Source organism: Corynebacterium sp. CCM 9203, assembly GCF_041357675.1.
Classification (GTDB): Bacteria; Actinomycetota; Actinomycetes; order Mycobacteriales; family Mycobacteriaceae; genus Corynebacterium.
Window position 1 is genome coordinate 467,700 of record NZ_JAUERY010000001.1, and the last position, 18,095, is coordinate 485,794.

General features: G+C 59.6%; 16 protein-coding genes. 12 read left to right on the forward strand and 4 right to left on the reverse strand.

What is annotated here, in order from left to right; translation table 11 throughout:
- From QWU44_RS02000 to QWU44_RS02010, 3 genes are all read left to right on the forward strand, one after another.
- Positions 1–240, forward strand: coding sequence for a DUF3039 domain-containing protein (locus QWU44_RS02000; protein WP_198736052.1), 240 nt, complete (start codon positions 1–3; stop codon positions 238–240).
- A 47-nt stretch (positions 241–287) separates the two neighbouring features.
- On the forward strand, positions 288–1,940 hold the full coding sequence (locus tag QWU44_RS02005; protein ID WP_370914296.1) for a DEAD/DEAH box helicase: 1,653 nt from the start codon (positions 288–290) through the stop codon (positions 1,938–1,940).
- Between the two features lie 100 nt (positions 1,941–2,040).
- Positions 2,041–3,387, forward strand: coding sequence for a DUF418 domain-containing protein (locus QWU44_RS02010; RefSeq protein ID WP_370914030.1), 1,347 nt, complete (start codon positions 2,041–2,043; stop codon positions 3,385–3,387).
- A 110-nt stretch (positions 3,388–3,497) separates the two neighbouring features.
- Here QWU44_RS02010 and QWU44_RS02015 read toward each other — a convergent pair whose 3' ends face one another.
- A complete protein-coding gene (locus QWU44_RS02015) occupies positions 3,498–5,144 on the reverse strand; it encodes an RNA polymerase sigma factor (RefSeq protein WP_370914031.1) in 1,647 nt (548 codons plus the stop codon).
- A gap of 419 nt (positions 5,145–5,563) precedes the next feature.
- Entirely contained in the window at positions 5,564–6,319 is a 756-nt protein-coding gene (gene ppgK / locus QWU44_RS02020) for a polyphosphate--glucose phosphotransferase (protein ID WP_370914032.1), read from the reverse strand.
- Positions 6,320–6,394: 75 nt separating this feature from the next.
- Here ppgK and QWU44_RS02025 point away from each other — a divergent pair, with 75 nt between their 5' ends.
- Positions 6,395–7,279, forward strand: a complete 885-nt coding sequence (locus QWU44_RS02025) for an inositol monophosphatase family protein (RefSeq protein ID WP_370914033.1) — start codon at positions 6,395–6,397, stop codon at positions 7,277–7,279.
- A 202-nt stretch (positions 7,280–7,481) separates the two neighbouring features.
- Positions 7,482–7,775 (forward strand): DUF4193 domain-containing protein, encoded by a 294-nt coding sequence (locus tag QWU44_RS02030; RefSeq protein WP_370914034.1) that lies wholly within the window; start codon positions 7,482–7,484, stop codon positions 7,773–7,775.
- A gap of 94 nt (positions 7,776–7,869) precedes the next feature.
- Here QWU44_RS02030 and QWU44_RS02035 read toward each other — a convergent pair whose 3' ends face one another.
- Positions 7,870–8,370, reverse strand: a complete 501-nt coding sequence (locus QWU44_RS02035) for a DUF3093 domain-containing protein (RefSeq protein WP_370914035.1) — start codon at positions 8,368–8,370, stop codon at positions 7,870–7,872.
- Between the two features lie 124 nt (positions 8,371–8,494).
- Between QWU44_RS02035 and dut the strand changes: the two genes are divergently transcribed.
- The 5 genes from dut to dxs all read left to right on the forward strand — a co-directional run bounded on the left by dut (position 8,495) and on the right by dxs (position 14,488).
- Positions 8,495–8,926, forward strand: a complete 432-nt coding sequence (gene dut / locus QWU44_RS02040; protein ID WP_370914297.1) for a dUTP diphosphatase — start codon at positions 8,495–8,497, stop codon at positions 8,924–8,926.
- 214 nt (positions 8,927–9,140) lie between these two features.
- Entirely contained in the window at positions 9,141–10,091 is a 951-nt protein-coding gene (locus QWU44_RS02045; RefSeq protein WP_370914036.1) for a DUF3710 domain-containing protein, read from the forward strand.
- 29 nt (positions 10,092–10,120) lie between these two features.
- On the forward strand, positions 10,121–10,816 hold the full coding sequence (locus tag QWU44_RS02050) for a DUF3159 domain-containing protein (protein ID WP_370914037.1): 696 nt from the start codon (positions 10,121–10,123) through the stop codon (positions 10,814–10,816).
- Positions 10,817–10,869: 53 nt separating this feature from the next.
- Entirely contained in the window at positions 10,870–12,198 is a 1,329-nt protein-coding gene (locus tag QWU44_RS02055) for a class I SAM-dependent RNA methyltransferase (protein ID WP_370914038.1), read from the forward strand.
- A gap of 337 nt (positions 12,199–12,535) precedes the next feature.
- Positions 12,536–14,488 carry a 1-deoxy-D-xylulose-5-phosphate synthase gene (dxs, locus tag QWU44_RS02060; RefSeq protein ID WP_370914039.1) on the forward strand — a complete coding sequence of 651 codons (1,953 nt, stop codon included), beginning with the start codon at positions 12,536–12,538 and terminating at the stop codon, positions 14,486–14,488.
- A gap of 43 nt (positions 14,489–14,531) precedes the next feature.
- On the opposite strand, the gene QWU44_RS02065 is transcribed toward dxs, so the two are convergent.
- Positions 14,532–15,737 (reverse strand): HRDC domain-containing protein, encoded by a 1,206-nt coding sequence (locus tag QWU44_RS02065; protein ID WP_370914040.1) that lies wholly within the window; start codon positions 15,735–15,737, stop codon positions 14,532–14,534.
- Positions 15,738–16,133: 396 nt separating this feature from the next.
- Here QWU44_RS02065 and QWU44_RS02070 point away from each other — a divergent pair, with 396 nt between their 5' ends.
- Both QWU44_RS02070 and QWU44_RS02075 read left to right on the forward strand, forming a co-directional pair.
- Positions 16,134–17,138 (forward strand): siderophore ABC transporter substrate-binding protein, encoded by a 1,005-nt coding sequence (locus QWU44_RS02070; RefSeq protein WP_370914041.1) that lies wholly within the window; start codon positions 16,134–16,136, stop codon positions 17,136–17,138.
- Positions 17,139–17,147: 9 nt separating this feature from the next.
- A complete protein-coding gene (locus tag QWU44_RS02075; protein WP_370914042.1) occupies positions 17,148–18,089 on the forward strand; it encodes an ABC transporter permease in 942 nt (313 codons plus the stop codon).
- Positions 18,090–18,095: the final 6 nt, after the last annotated feature.

An 18,095-nucleotide genomic window follows, 5' to 3' on the forward strand; every position in this document is an offset into this window, starting at 1 on the left:
GTGAACACCACGACGAAAACCATTGAACGCCCCGATGTGAGGGAAGATACGACAACGTCCGATGACACACCGAAGTTTTTCCACTATGTGAAAAAGAACAAGATCGTCGAGTCGGCTGTTTCTGGCCGCATGGTGGTGGCATTGTGCGGCGAGACTTTCCCCGTGACCAAGCAGGCGAAACCCGGATCGCCGGTATGCCCCGACTGCGAACGTGTCTACCGGTCCCTGCGCAAGAAGTGAGCAGCGGCAGATTACGCGCCTGGCAGCGCGCGGCACTGGACAAGTACATGGCCGCACAACCGAAGGATTTCCTCGCTGTCGCCACCCCCGGTGCCGGGAAGACGACCTTCGCGCTCCGGCTCGCCACCGAACTCGTCGGAAACCGGACTGTGGACAGGGTCATCGTCGTCGTACCGACCGAGCACCTCAAGGTGCAGTGGTCGCAGGCGGCTGCCAGAGTAGGGCTCTCCCTTGACCCGCACTTCACCAACACCGCCGGTGTGGTTAACCCTGAATACCACGGTATCGTGGTCACCTACGCCCAAGTGGCGATGCACCCGTACAAGCACCGAGCCGTCGCGACCGCCCACCGGTCACTGGTGATCCTCGATGAAATCCACCACGGTGGTGACGCGAAGAGCTGGGGTGATGGTATCCGCGAGGCTTACGACGACGCGGAACGGCGTCTCGCACTCACCGGTACACCGTTCCGCTCCGATGACGCAGCGATCCCGTTTGTCCGGTACACCGATGACGGGGAGGGCTACCTCAAATCACGCGCCGACCACACCTATGGCTATTCGGACGCGCTCGCCGACGGCGTCGTGCGTCCTGTCGTGTTCCTCGCCTACTCCGGGGAGGCTCGCTGGCGGACCTCTGCGGGGGAGGAGTTCGCAGCCCGGCTCGGCGAGCCCCTGAACGCTGAGCAGACCGCCCGCGCCTGGAAGACCGCCCTCGATCCGCGAGGTGATTGGATTCCCGCGGTGTTGCGTGGCGCCCACACTAGGCTGATGCAGTTGCGTGAGCGGATGCCGGATGCCGGTGGCCTGGTCATCGCGACGGACAAGACCACTGCACGTGCCTACGCGAAGATCCTCGGGACAATGTCCTCCACACCCGTGACGGTCGTGCTTTCCGACGAGATCGGGGCGTCTCAACGCATCGAAGAGTTCTCCAACTCGACGGATGAGTGGATGGTTGCCGTCCGAATGGTTTCTGAGGGCGTCGACGTTCCCCGTCTTGCGGTCGGTGTCTACGCTACCTCCGCCTCGACCCCACTGTTTTTTGCCCAGGCCATCGGACGGTTCGTACGTTCCCGCATGCCGGGGGAGACCGCCTCTGTGTTCCTCCCCTCGGTTCCTGTTCTTCTGGACCTCGCTGCCCGGTTAGAGACCCAGCGTGACCACGTCCTCGGTAAACCGGATCGGGTGAAGGAAGGGTGGGACGACGAGCTGCTCGCTGAGGCGAACAAGGAGAAGAACGAACCGGACGACACGAAATCATATGAATCCATCGGCGCCGAGGCAGAACTCGATTCTCTGATCTACGACGGCTCAACCTATGGCACCGGTACTCTCGCAGGTTCCGCCGAGGAAGCCGATTACCTGGGGTTGCCGGGACTTCTCGATGCTGAACAAATGAGGCAGCTCCTCAAGCAACGGCAGGCGGAGCAGATTGAAGCACGTGCGGAAACACAGCGGAGGGAGCAGACAGCTCCAAACACGACCGAACACCCGCGCCGGGAACCGGATACAGCCTCGAATGAAATACCTCAGCTCCGAAAGGAGTTGAACACCCTTGTCTCGATCACCTCGGGACGGACCGGACGTCCGCACGGAGCGATCCACAACGAGGTACGGCAGAACTGCGGCGGTCCACCGACGGCCCTGTGCACAGCCGAGCAACTCCGGGACCGGATTGCCTACCTCCGTAACTGGTAGTCCTCTCATCGGAGCATTGTGTATCTGGTCACGTTGTCGTCCTAGCGTGAGGTATGCCGACACCAGTAGAGATCATCAATAAGTATCAATAAGGAGGATTGTGAGTAGCAAAGTGGGAAACGGGAAAACGGCGAGTACCGGGCATCATTCGAAACACAGGACTGGTGCGTCCACCGTTCCCACCCGAGCACGGATGGTCAGTCCAGACATTGCTCGCGGGCTCATGCTTCTCGGGATCGCTATCGCCAACATCACAGGAGTGTGGCTCAGTCCGGCGGGGGAATCCCCCGGGGTGTCCGCTGCGGCCGGGGGAATCACCGATGGGCATCTCGCTGACCGGCTCGCGGTTCTTTTCGGGGCATTGTTCATCCATGTTCGAGGTATCGCCATGTTCTCCACGCTCCTCGGCTATGGAGTCGGTCTCCTGGCACTGAGTCTGTGGCGTAGGAAATACCCACTCAAAGCTGCGCGTGGGGTTCTCGTACGCCGGTATGGGCTGCTCGCACTTTTCGGTGTCGTACACATGATTTTTCTCTTCTACGGCGACATCATGACCTTTTACGGCCTGACCGGAGTGATTCTTGCCTTGCTGATCCCACTCCGTGATCGAACTTTGCTGATCATCGCGGGTGTACTCCAGGTACTCGCTCTGTTGGTCATGATTCCGATGATCTTGTTCAACTCAACGTTGATGATGCACGGAACAGGCGACCTCGATACGCACACCTACGGTGGGCTCGTGCTGCTCGGTGGACTTGTGCTCGTCGGATCACTGTTCACCTTCCCCGTTGAGTTCATAATTGTTGCTCCCGTGATCATTCTTGGTTTCGTCGCTGCACGCAAAGGCATACTGACCGACCCGGAGACGCATCTCCGCGCGTTATGGACAGCGGTTGGTGTTGCTGTCACGGTGATCATGCTCGTTGGTCTTCCCTGGGGTCTCTCGATGGCGGGATGGGCACCAGAATCCTGGGCGCCACGGTTGGAGGCAGTGAACGCGGTCGTCGGGATGCTCACAGGCCCGGGCCTTGTCGCCGCGATCGTTTTGGTGAGCCGCCCTCTGCAGCATAAGGTCGATGCGGCACGTGTTGCAGGTGGTGAACACCGTTTCAATGTTTGCATCCGTGCGCTACTCGCCCTGGGACGACGTTCGATGACTGGATATGTACTCCAGTCCTTGCTCTGTGTGGTGTTCCTGGCACCCCTGGGATTTCAGCTCGCAGTCCGGGGGAGCGCACTCACCGGCACCCTCGCGGGCTGCGCAGTCTGGTTCTTCACCGTTCTGATTGCCGTGCTCCTGGATATTCGAGGTCTACCCGGGCCTCTGGAATGGGCGCATCGACGCCTCGCATACGGCAAGGACGGCCTTTCGGATACCTGGGAACCCGCAATAATGGGTGACACCGAGATGGGGAAAACCGATATATCACCGGAGGGGACCTCGTAGTACCCACTCAAAGCCCTGATTGCTGAGCGAGCGAAAAAAGAAGACCGTATCGGTGACGATCATGTGATCACCGATACGGTCTTCTCCGCATTCCCGTGGGGGAGCCCGAATCAGTCGAGGTAGTCGCGGAGCACCTGCGAACGAGACGGATGCCGGAGCTTCGACATCGTCTTGGACTCGATCTGGCGGATACGCTCGCGCGTAACTCCGTAAACTTGGCCGATCTCGTCGAGCGTGCGCGGCATGCCGTCGGTCAGCCCGAACCGCAGTTTGACGACACCGGCTTCGCGTTCGGACAGTGTCTGCAGGACATCCTGGAGCTGATCTTGGAGGAGGGTGAAGCTCACCGCGTCAACTGCCACGACCGCCTCGGAATCCTCAATGAAGTCACCAAGCTGGCTGTCGCCCTCGTCGCCGATCGTCTGATCGAGGGAGATGGGCTCACGGGCGTACTGCTGGATCTCGAGGACCTTGTCCTCCGAGATATCCATCTCCTTGGCGAGCTCCTCCGGTGTGGGTTCGCGGCCCAGATCCTGGAGTAGCTCGCGTTGGATACGGCCGAGCTTGTTGATGACCTCGACCATGTGGACCGGGATGCGGATGGTTCGGGCCTGGTCTGCCATCGCGCGGGTGATGGCCTGTCGGATCCACCAGGTGGCGTACGTGGAGAACTTGTAGCCCTTGGTGTAATCGAACTTTTCCACCGCACGAATTAGACCCAGATTGCCCTCCTGGATGAGGTCGAGGAAGGCCATTCCCCGTCCGGTGTAACGCTTCGCCAGGCTGACGACGAGGCGGAGGTTGGCCTCCAGCAGATGGTTCTTAGCTTTACGCCCGTCTCGTGCGATTGCACGGAGGTCACGCTTGACAGCGGGGGTAAGCTTCGCGTCCTTGTCGCCGGCCGCAAATGCCTCCTGCATCTGCTCGATCCGGTAGGTGGCGTACAGCCCCGCCTCGATTCTTTTTGCGAGCGAAACCTCCTGTTCGGCGTTCAGTAGGGCGACCTTGCCGATCTGCTTGAGGTAGGCACGCACGGAATCCGCGGACGCGGTCAGCTCAGCATCCTTACGGGCCTGTCTGAGTGCAGCGGACTCATCCTCATCCCAGACGGAGGATCCATCATCCTCATCCTCCGATTCGGTGACTTCATCCGTTTCGGTATCTTCGTTGTCCTCATCGGCGGGTAGGTCAGCCGCGGCGAAGTCATCATCGTCCGTTGGCACTTCGACAATGAAGACATCCTCGGTATCGTCCTGCGGTATGTCTCCCGGCGCCTCGACCTTCTTGGTTGTCTTGGTGGTGGTCTTCTTCCTTGTGGTTTTCTTCGCTGCTGTCTTCCGCGCAGGAGCTTTACGGGTGCTCTTTTTCGTGGCTTTCGCTGAGGCTTTCTTCGGCGCGGAAATTTCCGCCTCTTCATCCGCCGTTGCAGGGGCCGATGCTGACTCAGTGGAACGGTTCGTCGGTGCCGCAGCTTTGCGGGGTGACGCCTTTCGTGCGGTCTTCTTCACCGTCTTCTTCGCGGGTGTGGCGGCTTCATCCGTTTGTTTCTCGTCCTGAGTTCCGGTCGTGGTGGTGACGGAACTCGTCGTGGTGCGGGCCGTCCGAGGGGCCGCTTTGCGGGCCGTAGCCTTGCGGGCCGTCTTCTTGGCCGTTTTCTTGGCTGTCTTGCGTGCTGCGGTCGTGCCCCCGGGGGTGTCCGAGGAGGAGAGTTCAGTGTCCTCCGGTCGGGCCAGGTCTGAAGAATCGGTGGCTGCCACGTGCGCCCTTTCGCCTTGAGATCATGTTCTGTGTCCGGTGTCGGATGATCGTGCCGACATAGTGGCCCCGACGAGGAAAATCGTAGCGGAGACCTATTTCGGTCACGGAGAGCCTTCCATGGGGCCTTCCACACCGGTCACATGGGTGAATCAGATACGTTCACTGTGACGCCGTCCGATGGGCCGGGCTGTGGTTCCATCGGTACTGGACCGGTCTCCTGCCGGTCACCCGGAGGGAGAAGACAGTCACGGGACGGTCACAGTGAGCCGTAATTAATTCACGGTCAACTCGCCAGTATAGAGCAACACCGAAGGGTTTGTTTGCGGCGGTACACCCGTGTTACCGGTTCCCGACGTTTGGGGGCTCTCCCACCACGGTTCAACGGGGACCTGGAGGGGAATCCGACGTCGCCAACCGGCTACGGTGTCAGTCCCCTGTCCACTGCCATCGCTGCACCCACGATTCCGGCACGATTTCGGAGTTCGGCGGGGACCACGCGGGTGGAACACTCGAGTTTGGGGATCCATTTGTGGGCCTTCCGTGAGATGCCTCCCCCGATGATGAAAAGTGACGGCCAGAAGAGTCGCTCGAATTCCCGTAGAACCGGCGAAACCCGCTCCCGAGCCCATTCCCCGTAACGGAGATCTTCCCGTTCCTTGACCGCCGACGAAGCGAGGTGCTCTGCCTCTGTACCCTCGAGGAACAGGTGGCCGAGTTCGGTGTTCGGGAAGAGATTCCCGTCCATGAGGAAGGCACTCCCGATGCCCGTACCAAAGGTAAGCAGAATCACTGATCCGGTCCGTGCCTCCGGGTGTCCGAACGCGACTTCGGCCAACCCGGCAGCGTCGGCGTCGTTCAGAACACTCACCATCCGCTGGCCGAGAGTTCGGTGAAAGACGTCCTTCACATCTGTGTCGATCCAGGACGGGTCAATGTTCGCTGCGGTCAACGCCCGTTGGCTCCTGATTACGGAGGGAAGGGTGACCCCCACAGGACCGTCCCAGTTCGAGAGCTGGACGACTTCGGCCACTGTCGCGGCCACAGCCGCGGGCGTCGCCGGTCGGGGAGTCGGGATCTTGATTCGCTCGTCGATGAACTCTCCGGTGTCCAGGTTCACTCGTGCCCCCTTGATGCCTGAACCGCCGACGTCAATTCCAAAACCGATATTCGTCATGCAGCCATTGTACAAACGCCCCCATCCAGGTCCCGGTTCGTGGTTACGGTACATGCGACCGGCACAATGGGGGGCATGGAAACCCCGAAGAACATCGTTCGTGGCAGAGAAACCCCAGCCAGTTTTTCAGACACCGGACCGGAGTCTCTCCGGGACATCGCTGTCGTATGGGCGCGTAGGGCGCAAGAACTCATCGGGGCTGAGGTTCGTCGGCTGGGTGATCCCAAGTTGAACGTGAAGATGAAGTCATCCCCGGTCGACCCCGTGACCGTCGTGGACACTGCGGTGGAACGGCTACTCACCTCACTCATCGAGAAGGAACGCCCGGGGGATGGAATCGTCGGTGAGGAAGGCGCGGACAGGGCATCTTCCACCGGTGTCCGTTGGGTCATCGATCCGATCGATGGAACGGTAAACTTCCTCTACGGAATCCCGATGTTCGCGGTATCGATTGCCGCGGTGGTGGAAGACGAATCGGTTGCTGGAGTGGTGCTTAACGTCGCCACCGGTGAACTGTTCTCCGGTGCCCGAGGGGCGGGGGCGCATCTCACCGGACCTGATGGTGTGACTCGAGAACTGCAGTGCAGTACCGTTGCTGCCACTGGTCAGGCGCTCGTCGCCACGGGTTTCTCCTATGATTCAGCGTTCCGGCAGCGCCAGGCGGAGCTGCTCAGATGCATCCTGCCAGAGGTGCGGGACATCCGTCGGATGGGTAGTGCGGCACTGGATCTCTGTCAGGTTGCAGCCGGGCGGGTTGACGCCTACTACGAGCATGCGCTCAATGGTTGGGATTACGCTGCGGGAATGATCATCGCGGAGGAAGCTGGTGTGCGGGTAGTGGCGCCGCCGATTGATTCCAGGTCTACTGATCGCGAACTCATATGGGCGGCGGGGGTTGCGCTCGCAGATGAGTTCCGTAGTTTGCTGGAGCGAGGTGCCCGGGTATCCCGATTGCAGTAGTGAACCGGCCTGTTCCGCATCTCAATCAGCGTCGTCTCGAGACAGAGCTGTCACCTGCAGAAACCCTCTTGGCGATAGCTGAATATGACAAGGACCGTTTTAAGGCTTAATATGCGCGTCGACGTGAAATACGCTGGCGGGCCAGATCCCGCTGACTAAACTGCCCCGCCCGATCCCATTGTGAGAAAAAGGAGCCGACATCATGGCTACCGATTACGACGCCCCGAGGCTGCGCCCGGATGAAGATCTGGAGACGGATTCGCTTGAGGGGTTGAAATCCTCAGAGAGTGCACAGACCGTACTTGACGATGACGGAGAGATTGTCGAGCCCTTTGAGCTGCCGGCTATGGATCTCTCGGGGGAAGAACTCAACATCCAGGTTGTTCCCCGGCGTGCGGATGAGTTCACCTGCAGTAGCTGTTTCCTGGTGCAGCGCCAGAAGCGACTGTCCCACGTGGAAGATAATGGTGACGAGATCTGTCTCGACTGCGCCTAACCGGGAGGACTGTTTCATATCGGAGAATGGGGCCTGGAAGCAGCCAGCGCTTTTCAGGTCCCATTTGTACGAACCTTGATCCTGGTGGATCGGATCATTGCGCTCCTGAAATCTGGTCGGGGAGAAAAGCTTTGATCAGCGCCTCGGGATCTTTTGAACCGATCAACCAGTAGGGGGTCGGATCCTCCGGATCGTTGAGAACGAACATCGCCATCTCGGGAACCCACCCGTGCGAGATAACGAAGGCTGCGGGATCGAGTTGTCGGCCCATCGCATTACGTTTCGCGGAGGCGGGGACCGCCAATGTCCTGGAGACGGCATCATCGGGAAGGCGCGCATCTCCGGCGCGTAGCCAGCGTGTTCCTTCAGGGTCTTCCTCTACGGAGATGACGGTTCCGGACAGTGACAGGAGAACCCACACCGCTGTTCCTGTAAGCAAGAATCCCGGAGCGTACAACCAGATCTCCGACCGGTTGTGTGCTAACTGCCCGGTGAGCAGTGCAGCTATGAGCGCACCAAAAATCCACCACGACCATGGCACCCACTGCCGTTCGTGGTAGATGATCCTGGTGGTGTTCGATCCGGATTCACTCACAGGTGATTATTCTACTGCACCCCGGGCCGTGTACCGGATCGGCGTGGAGACTGTGGAGGATGCTGTCCTGTTGCGTAGTGTGAACAGTGTGACTGACGCGACTGAATCCTCAAAGAGTACTCCGGTGATCCGTTTCCTCAAGCTTGATACTGCCGCGGCATCTCCCCGCAGAGCGCACAGGGGTGATGCGGGAGTTGACCTTGCGGCTCTGACACGGTGCGTGATTGAACCTGGTGAGCGGGTTCTGGTCGGTACCGGCATAGCAATCGCGCTTCCCCTTGGCTATGTGGGTCTCATACACCCACGGAGTGGTCTCGCATTGCGCAGTGGTCTCTCCATCGTCAACACACCGGGGACCATTGATGCGGACTATCGGGGAGAGATCAAGGTGTGTCTGATTAATCTCGATCCCCGTGAACCTGTTGTCATCGAGCCCGGAGACCGTATTGCGCAGCTTCTCATCCAGCGGGTCGAACTCTGTGACTTCGAGGAAACCGATGCCTTGGATGAGACCGTTCGTGGTGCATCGGGGTACGGTTCCACCGGTGTGAATTAGAGCGGACGCAGGTCCAGATCAACGTCCGGTGAGTTGGACGGCGGCATAATGGACTACATGCTCCCGCTGTGGGGCATTCGGGTCTGAACCTGCCCGGAAAACTGGCCATTAATCGGCCTTAATAAGAATGACAGACTATTACGACCCGCAACCTATTCAGCGTGCTACCGGTACCTGATGGCGGATGACACGGAAAAGGACACTGAAACAGCAGATGGCGCTATTCGGATTTGGCAGAAAGAAGGAACAGGATGCATCCCTCGGAGAGGGGTCGCGTGACGAGTCGCAGACGGTCGTTGAGTCAGCGGATACCGTGGTCGGGGGACATCCGGATGTCCCGTCGGATGTTGATGCTCCGGACCCCGCGCATGACGCGGTCAACGGGGAGGTTGGCCCATTCGATGGTGGAGCCGTGGATATTAGGGACTTCGACTTCTCAGATTTTGCGGACGGGGCACTCAACCTAGGTTCTCTCGTCGTACCACTCCCACGCGGATCCGAGGTTCAGGTGGAAATGGGGGATAACGGCCCCCGCATGCTGCACATCATCACGGTTCATGGGCGTATTACCCCAGTGGCGTTCGCTGCACCCCGTTCCGCTGGTCAGTGGCGTGAGTCGACCCGGGAGATAGCGGAGGGAATGCGAAATGACGGCCTCGAGGTACGCATCGAGCAGGGGCCGTGGGGTCGCGAGGTCGTTGGTGCGGCAGGTGAGGCGGTCATCAGGATCATCGGGGTTGATGGTCCCCGGTGGATGCTCCGGATGACACTCGCGGCACCTGCAGGATCCGCGGACGAGTTGGCGCAGCTCGGCCGTGAAGTCACAGCACGTACGTTCGTCCATCGCGGCGACGGTCCGCTCCCTGCCGGGCAGTCGTTACCGGTAGCCCTACCTGAAGCCCTCGCGAAACAGGTCACACAGGCGATGCAGGAACGCCTGAAAAAGGCTCAGGAGACCGGAAAGATGGACACCCGGGATCTCCGTGCACGTCCTGCGACCCCGGAGGACACTGTTGCAGCGTCAAAACAGGGGATACAGGAATCGGAGGCACAGGAACAGTCCGATAGAGGAACCAGTGACCCCATGAACCCGAATTCGGTGACTGGTGATTCTCTCTCTCCCGAAGCATCAGCGATGCACCAGATCCGGAAGACGGACGGCTAGTGGGCCCCGTGGACTCCGGATATCGCCGCATGGTTGATAGCGATGAGGTGCCCGCCCCGACGCTGCTCGAACAGATGGGCGGGCTCGGTGGCCTCGTGTCCTCGACTCTTCCCATCCTGGTGCTCATTCCGATCAACAACAGATTCGGGTTGATGTGGGCACTGCTCGCATCACTGTCCGTGGCCTTGGTGGTTTTTTCCTGGCGCTTGGCACGGAAGGAGAATCTGCAGCCCGCGATCTCGGGGCTGGTCGGGGTCGCCATAGGCGCGGCGTTCGCCCTTTTTACCGGGGACGCCAAGGCGTATTTTCTCTACGGGATCTGGATGTCGCTGCTTTTCGCGGTGGTTTTCCTCGGTTCCGTAGTCGTGCGTTGGCCCATGGTCGGTGTCACGTGGCGTGGCCTCAATGGTCACGACATGTCGTGGCGGAACGTTCCGGGGGCCCGTCGGGCGTACACCTGGGCGACAGTAGCCTGGGCAGCGGTATTCCTCGCGAGATTCATCGTGCAGCGTCATCTCTACGATGCGGATGCCACGAATGCTCTCGCTGTTGCCCGGATCGCAATGGGTTGGCCACTCACCGGTGTGGCCGCATTGCTCACGGTGTGGGCCGTTCGGCGCGCTTCTGCGGCGATTGAAGCGGCTTATCCTGCGGAGGAAAGCACCGGGAGAGGCTTGCCGCAGGATGACTCGGAAGTGAATCACCTGACCGACCCCCGCATCTGACACTTTTACTTTTCAATTTTCCGCTCTACCCATTTGAATCGATTGGATCCGCCTTGAGTGAAACCACAACCACCGACAGTTCCGACACCGACGAGCAGAATGCCGTCGGTGTCGGGGACCGCGTCACCGTGACCGTCGATCGTCCCGCACACGGGGGAGAAGGCATTGCGCAACTTCCCGACGGACGTGTGGTTTTCGTCCGAGGTGGCCTTCCAGGAGATGTCGTCCGGGCCGAGATCACCAAGGTGAAGAAACGTTTCACTACGGCGCGGATCATCGACGTCGTGCAGTCATCGCCGTATCGTGTGGCTCAGCGCTGTCCAGCGGCAGCGAGAGGCGCAGGCTGTTGTGACTACGGACATGTCGACCCGGGCGTCGAAGACCAGCTCAAGAAAGAGGTGCTGCTTGATCAGCTCCGGAGAATCGGACGTCTTGAGACAGCGGAGATCCCGGAAATTGAAACCATCCCCCTCGAGCCCGCATCAGGTTGGCGTACCCGGTTCCGGCTCGGTGTTGACGCCACAGGACATGCAGGAACCCGTATCGCGGGCAGTCACGATTTGCTCTCCATTCCGTGTATGCAGGCTCTCCCGGGCATGCTGGACGGAATCGTCGGTGCAGGTTCCGCCCGTTTCACCCCAGGTGCTGAACTCATCGTCGCCGTGGACTCCGCCGGTGACCGGCATGTGGTTGAATCCAGTCGCCCTGCCAGGGGACGTAGAATCGAATTGGTTCGACGGACGCTGGAAGGCAGTGGTGTTTGTACCGAGAAAGTCGGCGGACACACCTACCACCTCCCAGCGACAGCGTTCTGGCAGGCACACATAAAGGCGCCGGAGGTATTCACCTCAGTGGTCCGAGCATGGCTTTCCACGGCACTGGAAGAGGCCGGAGAAGTAACGGAAACAACTCCAGACACGCTCGTCGGTTGGGATCTCTACGGCGGAGCGGGTCTTTTTGCGCCCGCTCTGCTGGATGCGCTGAAATCCTCCCACGGAGCGATTCGGGCGTCGGTCTTCTCCGTGGAGCAGTCGGGTATGGCCGCCGAATGTGGACGGGATGCACTGACGGAGCTGCCCGTTACCTTCAGGACGGGACAGGTTGCGGCGGAGGTACCGCAGTTACCGGCACCTCACGTGGTGGTCCTTGATCCACCGCGTACTGGAGCAGGTGTAGAAACCGTGATGGCTGTTGCGCGGGCGCACCCGGCGGCGGTCGTTCACATCGGGTGCGATCCAGCCACGTTCGCGCGGGATATCGCCTCTTGGAATATCGGCGGTTACACATTGGCTCGGCTTGCGGTAGCCGGAGCGTTTCCGGGAACCCACCATCTCGAGGCGTTCGGTCTGCTTTTACCGAGCCGTGACAACGAAGCTCGCTAGGAAGAGACCATCTTCGGGAAGAGTCTTGCACGCTCCCTGGGTTCTCGTGTCTGCTGGCAGCCAGAATCCGCCACGGGGTAAGATCGACGGAACAACCGTACCCGGTTGTCCCGTGGCGTCTCGACAGCAACGGTTCGTACAATGTCCTCCCGGGCAGCCGCTGTTTCAGCCCCTGGCGGCACTATCGTCATCACGGATTACCGTGATCCGGTGGAGAACGAACCGTGGACGAGTGCGCCGACCACCAGGTCGTCCCCAGCCGGACGGCGTGTCCGATCAGGGTCTCGGCCACCCACCGACAGGACCCGACGAAAGAAAAGGTGTCTGACTCACGCCAATGGAGATCCTCAACCGTATCCACACACCCGCTGACCTCCGGGCCCTCGGCGATCTCGAGCTGAAGGGACTCACGGAGGAGATCCGCGACTTCCTTGTGGAGAAGGTCTCCGCAACCGGGGGACATCTTGGTCCCAACCTCGGTGTCATCGAGCTGACGATCGCGCTGCACCGAGTTTTCGACTCACCACATGATCCACTCATATTCGACACCAGCCACCAGTCCTACGTTCACAAGATTCTCACAGGACGTGCCGACCGGTTCGATTCGCTCCGCCAGAAGGCCGGTCTCTCGGGGTACACCAGCCGTAGTGAAAGTGAGCATGATTGGACGGAATCGTCCCACGCGTCGGCGTCGCTGAGCTACGCCGATGGATTGGCGAAGGCCTTCGAGATTACCGGTCAGACCGACCGCACGGTTGTCGCCGTGGTCGGAGACGGCGCGCTTACGGGTGGTATGTGTTGGGAGGCACTGAACAACATCGCGGCAGGGCGCGATCGGCGGGTTGTGATCGTTGTCAATGACAACGGCCGAAGTTACTCCCCAACCATCGGTGGTCTCGCGGAGAATCTCGCGTCTCTGCGTATGCAGCCTTTCTACGACCGTTTTATGGAGCAGGGGAAGTCCACCCTGAACTCGATGGGGTGGATTGGGCGACGTACCTTCGAAGCCCTTAGGGCGGTGAAAGAAGGTGTCAGGCATTCGATGATTCCCAGTGAGATGTTCCCTGAACTGGGAATGAAGTACATCGGCCCGGTTGATGGGCACAACCTGGAGAGTCTCGAGAACGCTTTCCGATATGCGCGGGAACATCAGGGACCGATCATCGTGCACTGTGTCACCGAAAAGGGGCGTGGGTATGCACCAGCGGAGAATAACGTTGCTGATTTGATGCACTCGACAGGTATCATTGATCCTCTCACCGGAGAAGCGGTTGGTGTTTCGGCTCCTGGTTGGACCGGTCTGTTCTCGGCTGAACTTGTTGAGCTTGGTTCTGAGCGTGATGACATCGTCGCAATCACCGCTGCAATGGCGGGTCCCACGGGACTCGCGCAATTCGGGGCTGCATATCCGGACAGGTTCTTTGACGTCGGTATCGCTGAGCAACACGCACTCACCTCTGCCGCAGGACTCGCTCTCGGAGGCCTGCACCCGGTAGTCGCGGTGTACTCGACGTTCCTCAATCGTGCTTTTGATCAACTTCTCATGGATGTGGCACTACTCAGGTTGCCGGTTACTCTGGTTCTGGACCGTGCGGGAGTCACCGGCTCTGATGGCGCGAGTCATAACGGTGTCTGGGATTTGGTTGTTACGGGTATCATCCCGGGAATCCGGGTGGCTGCTCCCCGCGACGGCCTGCGTTTGACTGAGCTACTGCGTGAAGCCACGGAGATTGATGACGGACCGAGTGTTGTACGTTTTCCGAAAGGCTCGTTGCCCGATGAGCTTCCGCCCGTATTCAGCCTCGGCGACGGAGTGGATGTTCTCGTCTACTCGGACTGCAGCCATCAGGAAGAGGAGGCTGGCGAGGAAACGGACACGGTGCCGTCGGTTCTTCTCGTTTCCGTCGGGTGCATGGCGCATACTGCTGTGGCAGTGGCGGATAAACTGAGGGAACGGGGTGTCGATATGACCGTGATTGACCCCAAGTGGGTTATCCCGGTTGCCCCCTCCATTCCGGGGCTGGCTGCCGACCACGATCTCGTGGTAACTCTCGAAGACGGGGTCGTCCATGGTGGTATCGGGTCCCTTATTGCAGAGGCGCTCAACGCCTGTGAGATCGATACCCCACTACGGCAGATGGCCGTACCGGAGCGATTTTTGGATCATGCGTCGCGGGCCGAGATATTCGAGGAACTAGGCCTGGATGTTGACGGGGTCACCGAGCAAATCGATATCTGGCTCAGGACCATCGGATCTGATGATTCCCTGCTGGATCCGGACGACAACTAGCTGGGGAGATTGTTTCTCGTCTCCTGGGAACATAGGAGAGGTGTCAAAGAAGCTCCTGGGCGAGTACCGGGACGCTGAGTTCCATCTGCCATGGGCGGGCCTGCATCCTCTCCAGATGGTCGATCAGCTCGCCGACCGATCGAATCCGCCTGGTTTCCACAGCGTGCCACACCACAGAGCGAAGTGTGGCGGGAGCGAGGATATTTTCTACCGGAACCTCAACCTGCCCGGAAATTTCCGTGAGAGACTCCCTCGCACGGGTGAGAGACGCTTTGACCTTGGGATAGGAAGCGAAAGCAGATCTACCGGGGACATGCTGCGCATTGTGGGCGGGAAGCGTCGGCCATGATGACTGAGGGCTGTTGCGTGCGTTATTGATGACTGACATCCATCGTGATCGAGTACGTTCGTCCCTCCTCGGGAAACCACTGATGGTGGTGAGCTCGCGGGGTGAATCGGGTAATCGTCGCGCAATTTCTATCATCGTCCTCGTTTTTAGGATTCTATGTACTGCGCAGTCCCGCTGGCGTGCTATTCGGTCCCGTTCCAGCCATAGTGCACGTGCTACGGCGCGCTGCTCCGGCCGGTTCAGGCCATTGATGCCTTTGGCTTGTGCCCACGTTGTAGACCCTGAATCTGTATCGCGCCTGTGTGTTCGCAGGATATGGTGAAATTCCTGTACTGCCCAGTCGAGTTTTCCCTTGTTGTCGAGGATCTCGGTCATGGCCTCTGCGAGTTCGTTGAGCAGCTCGACGTCCAACGCAGCATAGTCCAGCCAGTCGGCGGGAAGCGGGCGTGTCGACCAGTCCTCCTGTCCATGCCCTTTGGATAGTGTGTAACCGAGGACGTCCTCGACCATGGCGGCCAGGTTGACCCGTTCCATCCCGGCGATCCGGCCTGCTAGTTCGGTATCGAAGAGATCGGCTGGGTACAAACCCAGCTTGCTGAGACATGGGAGATCACTGGGAGCGGCATGGATGATCCAGACCGCGGAATTCAGGACCGGGGCTAATGCTGCACGCAGCTCCCTACGCATGCCTTCAGGGTCCAGGAGGATGGTCCCGGTGTCGCGGCGACGGAGCTGGATCAGGAATGCTCGCTCGTCGTATCGGTAGCCCGATGCACGTTCAGTATCTACGGCGATAGGACCTCGGCCTGCGGCAAGCAGCTCAGCCGCGCCATTGAATCCCGGGGCGTGGTCGATGAGCCCTGGTGTTCCTTCGGTCGGTGATGTGAGGGGTACTGCCATAAGGGCCAAGTGTAATGCGGTCCCTGCTGTTCATGGCTGCCACAGGCTGATGCTGGCCTAATGTTTTCGGTGTTTTCTAGTTTATTTAGGCTGGGTTTAGGAATATGGACAACTGGGGGTGAAGGTTTCAGATTGCGGATTTGGTTATGGTTTTCATAGGGGAGCCTGCGCTATCCTGGCACGGTCGTTCGCAAATGGGAGGATGCTCGACCGATAGATAGTCATAGATAGTGCTAGATAGTGCAGTACGTGTGCTGTCGGCTGGGGCGTCTCATTTGTTGTGCGGCTGGAAAGCGGGTGCCGTCCCACGGTGAGTGCCTCCGGGGAAACCAGTTCAGTCATATGGCTTGGTGCGGGCGGTCCCGACACCTCAAGATCTGAAGGATAAGGAAGAATATGACTATCAGGACCCGTGTCACTGCTGTTGCCGTCGCCGCAGCTCTCACACTTGCCGGCTGCTCATCTGCGGCCGATGACACTGATCGGGAGGCCACTGCCGGATCCAGTGGGGTGAGTTCGACGGCTGCGGCATCGGGAGATGACAAAGCTACGGCCAATTACCCGGTGACTGTGAAGCACCGACAAGGTGAGACTGAGATCGCCGCCGAGCCAAAGAAGATCGTTGTCATGAACTATTCCGGCGTCGACTACCTGGACACTCTCGGTTACGGTGACCGCATCGTCGGGGTTGCCTCCGGTGGCGCGAACCCGGAAATTCTTGACGGTTACGAGGACAAGCAGAACGTCGGTTCCTTCCGCGAACCGGACTATGAGGCGATCGCATCTCTCGAACCTGACCTAATCGTCATCGGTGGCCGGACCGCGAAGACCTATGACCAGATGTCCGAGATCGCACCGACGATCGACATCACTGTTGAATATGATGATTACCTCAAGTCGAACGCGGAATCCGCCGAGATGATCGGTACCGTTTTTGGTGTCGGTAAAGAAGCAGAGAAGAAGGCCGACGAATTAGAGAAGAAGGCCGACGAGTACAAGAAGGAGATCTCCGCTGGTGGGCCCACCGCACTCGTCATTATGACCAGTGGCGGTGAACTGTCGACCTACTCCGAAAAATCTCGTTTCGGTACGATCTTCGATCTCGGTTACACTCCTGCGGCAAAGGTTGAAGAGGCTGGACCCCACGGCGATCCCATCAGCTTCGAGTTCGTGGCGGACGCTGACCCCGACTACCTGTTTGTCGTCGATCGGGATGCAGCGATCGGACGCGATGGTAGTACCGCAGAAGCAACCCTCGACAATGAGCTGATCAATAACACGAAGGCCGCGAAGAACGGCAACATCGTCTACCTTGACTCCTCGGACTGGTACCTCGTCATCGGCGGGCTGAACACCATGTCGAAGATGATCGATGCCGCCGGATCTGCGTACAAGGGCTGACCTGTCGGGATGAAATTCAACTCAACGACGCTGCTGCTTCCAGCGATCCTGGTGCTGGCGGCATTGTCTGCTCTCAGTCTGTTCGTCGGCGTTGCCGACTCAGATTGGCGCATCATGGTTGTCTCGCGGATACCGCGTACCGTCGCCATAGTGCTCTCGGGTGCGACGATCGCGGTGGCGGGGCTTCTCGTGCAGTTACTGGCCAGGAACCGCTTCGTGGAACCATCGACTGTCGGTACCACTGAGTCAGCGGCACTCGGGTTACTCCTCGTCACCCTCTTCTTTCCGGCGGCACCGATCGGATGGAAGATGACGGCAGCATCGTTGACCGCTCTAGCCGGAACCGCGCTGTTCCTCGGCGCGATTCGGCGGATCCCCAACCCCGGACTATTCACCGTTCCACTGGTTGGTATCATGCTCGGTAGCGTCATCGGAGCAGTCGCGACGTTCATTGCCTATAATTACGGCCTCCTCCAATCCCTCGGCTCCTGGCAGTTGGGTAGCTACGCAGGGGTTTTACGTGGCCGTTATGAGCTGCTGTGGATCATCGGTGTGCTCGTGATCGTCAGTTACGCGGCAGCGGACCGTTTCACACTTCTGGGACTTGGGCGTTCCTACGCCGTGAACGCGGGCGTCAATGCTCGTGCCGTGGAGACGTTCGGCCTCGCAGTCGTATCGGTGGTCTCTGCTGTGACAGTAACCGTTGTGGGGGCTATCCCGTTTCTTGGTCTCGTTGTCCCGAACCTCGTGAGTGCGGTGATGGGGGACAACACCAGGCGGTCTCTGCCCTGGGTAGCGTTAATCGGAGCGATGATGTGCATGGTCTGCGACCTTGTCGGACGCACGATCCGGTTCCCTTATGAAATGCCCGTCGGCACGGTGATGGGAGTCATCGGCGCTGCTGTTTTCCTGGTGATCCTATTCCGGAGGAATTCCCGTGTCCGTAGCTGACAATTC

Excerpts from the sequence above, each read along its gene's own strand:
- QWU44_RS02005 (WP_370914296.1), top strand. The coding sequence starts at position 288 with ATGGCCGCACAACCGAAGGATTTCCTCGCTGTCGCCACCCCCGGTGCC.
- ppgK (WP_370914032.1), bottom strand. The coding sequence starts at position 6,319 with ATGACGAATATCGGTTTTGGAATTGACGTCGGCGGTTCAGGCATCAAG.
- QWU44_RS02025 (WP_370914033.1), top strand. The coding sequence starts at position 6,395 with ATGGAAACCCCGAAGAACATCGTTCGTGGCAGAGAAACCCCAGCCAGT.
- QWU44_RS02030 (WP_370914034.1), top strand. The coding sequence starts at position 7,482 with ATGGCTACCGATTACGACGCCCCGAGGCTGCGCCCGGATGAAGATCTG.
- QWU44_RS02045 (WP_370914036.1), top strand. The coding sequence starts at position 9,141 with ATGGCGCTATTCGGATTTGGCAGAAAGAAGGAACAGGATGCATCCCTC.
- QWU44_RS02050 (WP_370914037.1), top strand. The coding sequence starts at position 10,121 with ATGGTTGATAGCGATGAGGTGCCCGCCCCGACGCTGCTCGAACAGATG.
- dxs (WP_370914039.1), top strand. The coding sequence starts at position 12,536 with ATGGAGATCCTCAACCGTATCCACACACCCGCTGACCTCCGGGCCCTC.
- QWU44_RS02065 (WP_370914040.1), bottom strand. The coding sequence starts at position 15,737 with ATGGCAGTACCCCTCACATCACCGACCGAAGGAACACCAGGGCTCATC.
- QWU44_RS02070 (WP_370914041.1), top strand. The coding sequence starts at position 16,134 with ATGACTATCAGGACCCGTGTCACTGCTGTTGCCGTCGCCGCAGCTCTC.
- QWU44_RS02075 (WP_370914042.1), top strand. The coding sequence starts at position 17,148 with ATGAAATTCAACTCAACGACGCTGCTGCTTCCAGCGATCCTGGTGCTG.